The sequence below is a fragment of the Rhodopirellula maiorica SM1 genome (assembly GCF_000346295.1).
In the GTDB taxonomy this organism is placed as follows: domain Bacteria; phylum Planctomycetota; class Planctomycetia; order Pirellulales; family Pirellulaceae; genus Novipirellula; species Novipirellula maiorica.
This window is the reverse complement of the sequence record NZ_ANOG01000726.1, coordinates 1-6,264: the sequence shown is the minus strand read 5'-3', so window position 1 is coordinate 6,264 and position 6,264 is coordinate 1. Positions and strand designations below refer to the sequence as shown.

Below are 6,264 nucleotides of genomic sequence, written 5' to 3'. Positions count from 1 at the left end.
GACAGCGATGCATCGCTGGAAGTTGTCGTGTGGCCATCAGGTTTGTTGTGAAATGGTCGGCCGTTTGAATCAGACCAAAAGTTGTCCGGCCCTATGCTGTGGACGTTCGTTCGCAAACGGCGTTCTTAAACGCAGTTGCAACGTCTGTGTCAATTATCGGATGCCGCCGATTGTTAGCAAGAGCGTCTTCGTAAAATTTTGCAAACTCTCGTTACTGTGCAAATATCGCTCGATTGTGTCGTCTGTGTTAGCGATGCCGACTCCCATCCGGCAATTGTGAATTAAATGCACCGAATTCCCCAGCCCGCACGCTTTGTGTAATCCATACCTAGTCGTTGCAGTCATTTTTTTGGGGCTATGTTGGGGGAATTGGGGCATGTTAACAGAACGACCAAACACAGAACGCAAAGCGCTTGCGGTCAACTTGGACGCACGTCGCTATGGATCGTTTGCCGAAATTGGCGCGGGCCAAGAGGTCGTTCGTTGGTTCTTTCGCGTCGGTGGTGCTGCCGGAACGATCGCCAAAAGCATGTCGGCCTACGATATGTCCGTCAGCGATGCCATCTATGGTCAATGCGAACGCTATGTTTGTCGCCAACGACTGCAAGACATGCTCGATCACGAACATGCACTGAACCTCGAACGTCTGCGTGAAAGCCGCGGCGATACGACGGCGTTTTTTGCGTTTGCCGACACCGTTTCGGCTCGTAATTTTCATGGCACCAACGATTGTCACGGTTGGATGGGGATTCGATTCCAAGCCCATCCACGCGACCAAGACAGTCAAATTATTCTGCATGTACGCATGCTCGACACCGAGAATGCATTGCAGCAAGAAGCCCTCGGCATCGTGGGCGTCAATTTGTTGTATGGCGCCTTTTTTCTGAACCATGAACCCGACCAATTGATCGAATCGCTGCTGGACAACCTGAGCACGCGTCGGATCGAAATCGACATGATCGAGTTTTCTGGAATTGCGTTTCGTCACGTCGACAATCGCGTGATGAGTTTGCGATTAGTGCAATTGGGGCTCAGCAGTGCCGCAATGTTCTCGGCCAACGGAGAAGTGCTGCAGCCATCCGAAGTGCTCTACAAAAAGCCCATCCTGGTCGAACGAGGCAGTTTCCGACCGCTCACTAATGTCAATGTCGACATGATCGAAGCGGCCAAGGAAAAATTCCAAGGCGAATCCGACGTGGACGCAAACGAAGTGGTCTCGCTCGCTGAGATCACGATGAAAAACTTGCAAGCCAACGGCGACATTGATTTGCGAGACTTTCTCGCACGAGTCGACCTGCTTGCCGCCAGCGGAATGACGGTGTTGATTTCGGACTACTTCGAATACTACCGGCTCGCCGCCTATCTGGCCCGCTATACCAAAAAGAAGATTGGGATCACGATGGGCGCCGCCAGCTTGGTGGAACTGTTCGACGAAAAATATTACACCAAACTTGATGGCGGCATTCTCGAGTCCTTTGGGCGTTTGTTCAAAAACGATTTGAAACTATATATTTATCCGCTGCTGGATCGAAAATCAGGCGAGCTGACGACGGTGGATAACCTGAAAATCGCCGAGGAAATTCGCACGTTGTATCGCTACCTTGTCGACAAGGGATGCATCGAACAGCTTGACGATTACAATCCGGAGCACCTCGGCACGTTCTCGCGTGAAGTCCTCTCGCAAATCCAATCGGGCGATCCGTGTTGGACCGAACACGTCCCGGCCGAAGTGGCGGCGTTGATCCAGCAACGAGGGTTCTTTGGTTGTCCACGCGCAAAGGCTGTGAAGACCGTTGAAAAACCGCGAGCGGCAATCGCTCCTCTGGCGGTCGGCAACGGAATGATTCCATCGTCCGAAGTCCACTCGTACTGATTTACGGTCACCATCGACACGGTTTGTCGCGATGCTTTATGATCATGCCCAAAACGTGCGGCGTGATCGTCGCGGTCACTTCGCTGATTTTGGAAACCACTAATGCGAATCAAACCTGTTGAAAATGTGGATCTGACGACGCCATACGGATCAATGCGAACGCACCTGTTTCGCCCTGATCGTGATGGGAAATTCCCAGGCGTGATCCTGTTCGCCGAAATCTACCAGATTACTGAACCGATCGCCCGCACCGCTGCAATGATCGCGGGTCATGGTTTCATCGTCGCCGTCCCCGATGTCTATCACGAATTCACGGAGCCCAGTGAAGCGTTTGCCTATGACGTTGTTGGGACCGAACGTGGAAATTCGTTAAAGACGACGAAAGAACTCGCTAGCTACGATGCCGACGCACGGGCTGTCATCGACTTTCTGCAAAACGATTCACGCTGTAGCGGCCGGATCGGAACCGTCGGCATCTGTCTCGGAGGACATCTCGCTTTTCGTGCCGCGATGAACAAACCGGTGCAAGCCGCGGTTTGTTTTTATGCAACCGACATTCACAAACGCAGTTTGGGCAAAGGAATGTGCGACGACAGCCTGGACCGTATCCCCGAAATCGATGCCGAGATGATGATGGTTTGGGGACGCCAAGATCCGCATATCCCCGGCGAAGGTCGCCGTTTAATTTACGACGCGATGACTGCCGCGGGAACGCGATTCAGTTGGCACGAATTCAATGGCGAACATGCCTTCATGCGAGACGTCGGCCATCGTTACGATCCTGAACTCGCTCATCTGTTAAACGGCATGATGTGTCAGCACTTTAACAGTCACTTGAAGTAGCAATGGTTTTTACCCGCGTCTCGGGGACCTGTTAAACTTCGTTGTTCTGCACCGCCGCTTGCTGCGTCAATGTAGTCAAGACCGATGGTGACCAACTGGATTCGCTTTGGTGTCCCTTCGCAGCGCGGCGTCCGATCCCGCCCATTTCGGGCAGCACGGTCGCGGCGATCGCAAGGATCTCGTTCGTTAGTTCGGGAAACATTTGCTGCAGCGCGATGGTGAAGTTCAGCGGATTGCGAATAAACACCTCGCCACGTCCGTGTTGGCATGCGGTCAATATTTGTTTTGCAGCCGTTTCCGCGTTCATCGCCATTGGAGGAATCGAATCGCCGATACTGAACCATGCGTACTCGCGGCGATGTTGACCTTTAAAAATGGCGTTTCGAGGGCTGCCCGTACGCATCAATGCGGGGCAGGCGGTGGTGACAAAGATGTTTTCTTGTTTCAGTTCGGCACGCAGCCCGTTGGAAAGGCCAACCAAAGCAAACTTGCTCGCCGCGTACGGCAACATATGAGGAACCGCCCGTTTGCCACCCAATGAGGCGACATTGACGATCCGCCCCCAGCCTTGATTACGCATGTGCGGCAGTGTTTCCAAGATGGTATGCAACGCACCCCAGCAATTCGTCCTCATCGAATTTTCGAAGTTGTCCATCGTCATCGAATCCAGCGGGCCGACCGTGATGATGCCTGCAACATTGATCAGCACGTCGATGCCGCCATACTGCTGCACAACTTTATCAATGAAGGCAGCAACTTGTGATTTGTCTCGTATGTCACACGGTTTCGCCAATACTTCGGTGCCACGACGACGCAGCTCATTCGCTGCGACGTTGAGGTCGTCCTCGGTACGAGCACAGATTGCGATCCTCGCTCCTTGATCGGCCAGTTGTCGAGCTAAAACCAATCCGAGTCCTCGTGATCCGCCACTGATTACCACTCGTTTGCCTTGCCACGAAAACTCACGGTTTCGACGGGCGATCGTGCGAGCGAATTGTAAACCGCCATAGGCGGCTGCGGCAGTGATCGCCAATTTCGTTAACTTGTTCATGCGTCCGATAGCTCACTTTCGCTTTTTAGCACTTCGTCACCGTCTTCTTGTTCAATTAGATATGCCGGTTCATCGTCGCTGGCGTTCCGAGTGACCTCGTTACCCTTAATCGTTTTGGTGACTTTCTGTTTGTACGATTCTTTGATTTGTCCCTTTGCGGTGCCGCTGCCGTAATTCCAACGGACGTATTGGTTCTTTTGAAATTTTTGCGCCATGTTTTTTTCCGGTAATTGATGAGATGACGAGTTGGTTCGACTAAGCCACGCTGGCAACTTGGACCACGCAGTTGTCGCAGCAGCATTCGTCACCCGCCTGTTCGTCCTCCGTTGCAAAATGTTTGGCGATTCGTGACCAGCGACACTCGGCCGACTCGGCGTACTGAACCATCTGGTCTAAAGCGATGCGACGGTGTTCGCTCCGCAATCGCGAATCGTCTGCCAAGCGATCTGTCACTTCGTGGTCAATTTCATCGATAAGACATGTCCATTGGCCGCGACCGGACGGAGCCACCAGACCAGCAGACGCTAAGTGCTGGAAGCAATTTTTTAATGTTTGTTGCCCCAGCGGGCTGATCTGTTTCAAGTCTTTTAAAGACACGGAATCGGCGGCGTCACCATATCGCTGCACACCTTGGATCAATGTGTGATGTGCGGTACGCAATTGCGAGGAATCGAGGCTTCCGCCAGCGAACATTTTTTGCAATCGCAAATCTTCTCGATCGTACAACAGCGTACATGCGGCGAGTTCTCCGTCGCGGCCCGCACGGCCAAACTCTTGGTAATAGGCTTCGATCGAACCGGGGATGTCATGGTGGATCACTCGGCGAATGTTCGGTTTGTCGATCCCCAATCCGAACGCATTGGTTGCGAACATCACTGCGGCCGGGCCGTTCATGAACGCTTCTTGCGATTGGATCCGATCCGCTTTCTTCATGCGTCCATGATAGGCAAGCGTCGGCATCGGCAGGTTGGAAAGTTGGCTGGCGAGTCGTTCGACTGTATTTGTCGTCGAGCAGTACACGATTGCCGGTTCATTGGCAATCAAATCAGATTCGTCACTCAATAGCGATCGAAGCTGACGCACTTTTTCCTCATCGCCATGCGACGCCATGACCGACAAACGCAAATTCGGACGATGGGTACCCGTTGCCACAATCGCTGGGTCCGAAAGTTTCAAACAACTGACAATTTGGTCGATCGTCTGTGGCGATGCGGTAGCAGTCATCGCAAGTGTCGGAGGATTGCCTAGACGTTGGCGGGCATAGTGCAGGCACAAATAATCAGGCCGGAAATCGTGTCCCCATTGGCTGACACAGTGCGCTTCGTCGATCACAAACAAATCGACCCCTACCTCGCTAAGTAATTGGCAAATGTCGGACTGCTGAAGTCGCTCAGGCGTTGTAAAGACAAACTCGGCTTTTCCCGATTGAATATCCTGGTGAGACTCGCGGAGTTGTTTGGCTGATTTCGAACTGTTCAGAATCGCGGCCTGACATCCGAGTTCGCGAATGTGCTTTGCCTGATCTTCGGCCAACGAGATAAGCGGACTGACCACCACCGTCACTCCCTCGAGTGCCAGACCCGGAAGCTGGTAACACAAGCTTTTGCCGGAGCCAGTGGGCATCAAGATTAACGTGTCCCGTCCCTCCATCGCAGCTTTGCAGGCCTCGGATTGACCAGGTCGAAACTTTTTGAATCCGAAATCCTCGCTAAGACGATTACGGAGTTGTTTGATAGAGGTCACAGCAATCTCATAAAAAGAAATATTGCGAACAGCCGGATAAACAGCAGTCGCTGCGGCCGAAAGGAGGGCGTGCGTATATGCAAACACCGCATGTCAATACGCGTGGTAGCGTTTGACACCCGATACACGACGATTCCATTGGCCAGTGCGTTGACGCAATTTGCGTTCCTGCTCAACAAATAATTTTGGATTCGGCCATTTTGCTCGTCAAAAAGGCTGCGGAATTTGACAAACCCGAGTCAGGAACGCCGGCAAGGTTTGCGAGTTTGTTGATCGGACACTGACCATCGGGGCAATTCGTCCATCATCCGCTAGCTGAAATGAAGGCACGCAAGAGATTCGAAACGTATTGAGAGTCATGCCGTTCGAATGCTTCGTTTAACCGTTAGCCGTTAGGCGTACGCCCAATGCCATTTACATTGGCACTCAACGGGTGGCGTTTGTTGCGGTGCGGCGCGGGGCCTCGCCCGGTCTAAACCGAACGTTTCACTCGCCTCAACCGGACGGCTCGTGCCCAATGCCATCTACTTTGGTAACCATTGGGGGCCTCAAGTAGTGGGATTCGCCAGAATTCCCCTCTTTGCTGTTGAAACACCAGGAACTCTGGCGAGTCCCACTACGAAAGTAGATGGCATTGGGCTCGCGCCGTGCCGCTACCAATTTCTGACATCGTGTTCGTGCTTCGACCTTGCAAACGATTCGGAAATCCCGTTTGTGGCTCAAACGTTAGCCGAAGAAACGAGCATCGTATCGA

Annotated in this window: 5 protein-coding genes; 2 read left to right on the top strand and 3 right to left on the bottom strand. The window is 52.8% G+C overall.

The annotated features are described in order from the left end of the window. Positions 1 to 376 precede the first annotated feature (376 nt). Both RMSM_RS23475 and RMSM_RS23470 read left to right on the top strand, forming a co-directional pair. Positions 377 to 1,873: a hypothetical protein gene (locus tag RMSM_RS23475; RefSeq protein ID WP_008702336.1), complete on the top strand. Its 1,497-nt coding sequence runs from the start codon at positions 377 to 379 to the stop codon at positions 1,871 to 1,873. Between the two features lie 102 nt (positions 1,874 to 1,975). Then, positions 1,976 to 2,716, top strand: a complete 741-nt coding sequence (locus RMSM_RS23470; RefSeq protein WP_008702333.1) for a dienelactone hydrolase family protein — start codon at positions 1,976 to 1,978, stop codon at positions 2,714 to 2,716. 31 nt (positions 2,717 to 2,747) lie between these two features. Here the strand turns inward: RMSM_RS23470 and RMSM_RS23465 are convergent, their stop codons facing one another. The 3 genes from RMSM_RS23465 to RMSM_RS23455 are packed head-to-tail and all read right to left on the bottom strand — an operon-like array spanning position 2,748 to position 5,510. Continuing rightward, a complete protein-coding gene (locus RMSM_RS23465; RefSeq protein ID WP_008702331.1) occupies positions 2,748 to 3,767 on the bottom strand; it encodes an SDR family NAD(P)-dependent oxidoreductase in 1,020 nt (339 codons plus the stop codon). Beyond that, positions 3,764 to 3,982 carry a hypervirulence associated TUDOR domain-containing protein gene (locus RMSM_RS23460; protein WP_008702328.1) on the bottom strand — a complete coding sequence of 73 codons (219 nt, stop codon included), beginning with the start codon at positions 3,980 to 3,982 and terminating at the stop codon, positions 3,764 to 3,766. The genes RMSM_RS23465 and RMSM_RS23460 overlap by 4 nt, the downstream gene beginning before the upstream one ends. Positions 3,983 to 4,022: 40 nt before the next feature. Next, on the bottom strand, positions 4,023 to 5,510 hold the full coding sequence (locus tag RMSM_RS23455) for a RecQ family ATP-dependent DNA helicase (protein WP_008702327.1): 1,488 nt from the start codon (positions 5,508 to 5,510) through the stop codon (positions 4,023 to 4,025). Positions 5,511 to 6,264: the final 754 nt, after the last annotated feature.

Excerpts from the sequence above, each read along its gene's own strand:
- RMSM_RS23470 (WP_008702333.1), top strand. The coding sequence starts at position 1,976 with ATGCGAATCAAACCTGTTGAAAATGTGGATCTGACGACGCCATACGGA.
- RMSM_RS23460 (WP_008702328.1), bottom strand. The coding sequence starts at position 3,982 with ATGGCGCAAAAATTTCAAAAGAACCAATACGTCCGTTGGAATTACGGC.
- RMSM_RS23475 (WP_008702336.1), top strand. The coding sequence starts at position 377 with ATGTTAACAGAACGACCAAACACAGAACGCAAAGCGCTTGCGGTCAAC.
- RMSM_RS23465 (WP_008702331.1), bottom strand. The coding sequence starts at position 3,767 with ATGAACAAGTTAACGAAATTGGCGATCACTGCCGCAGCCGCCTATGGC.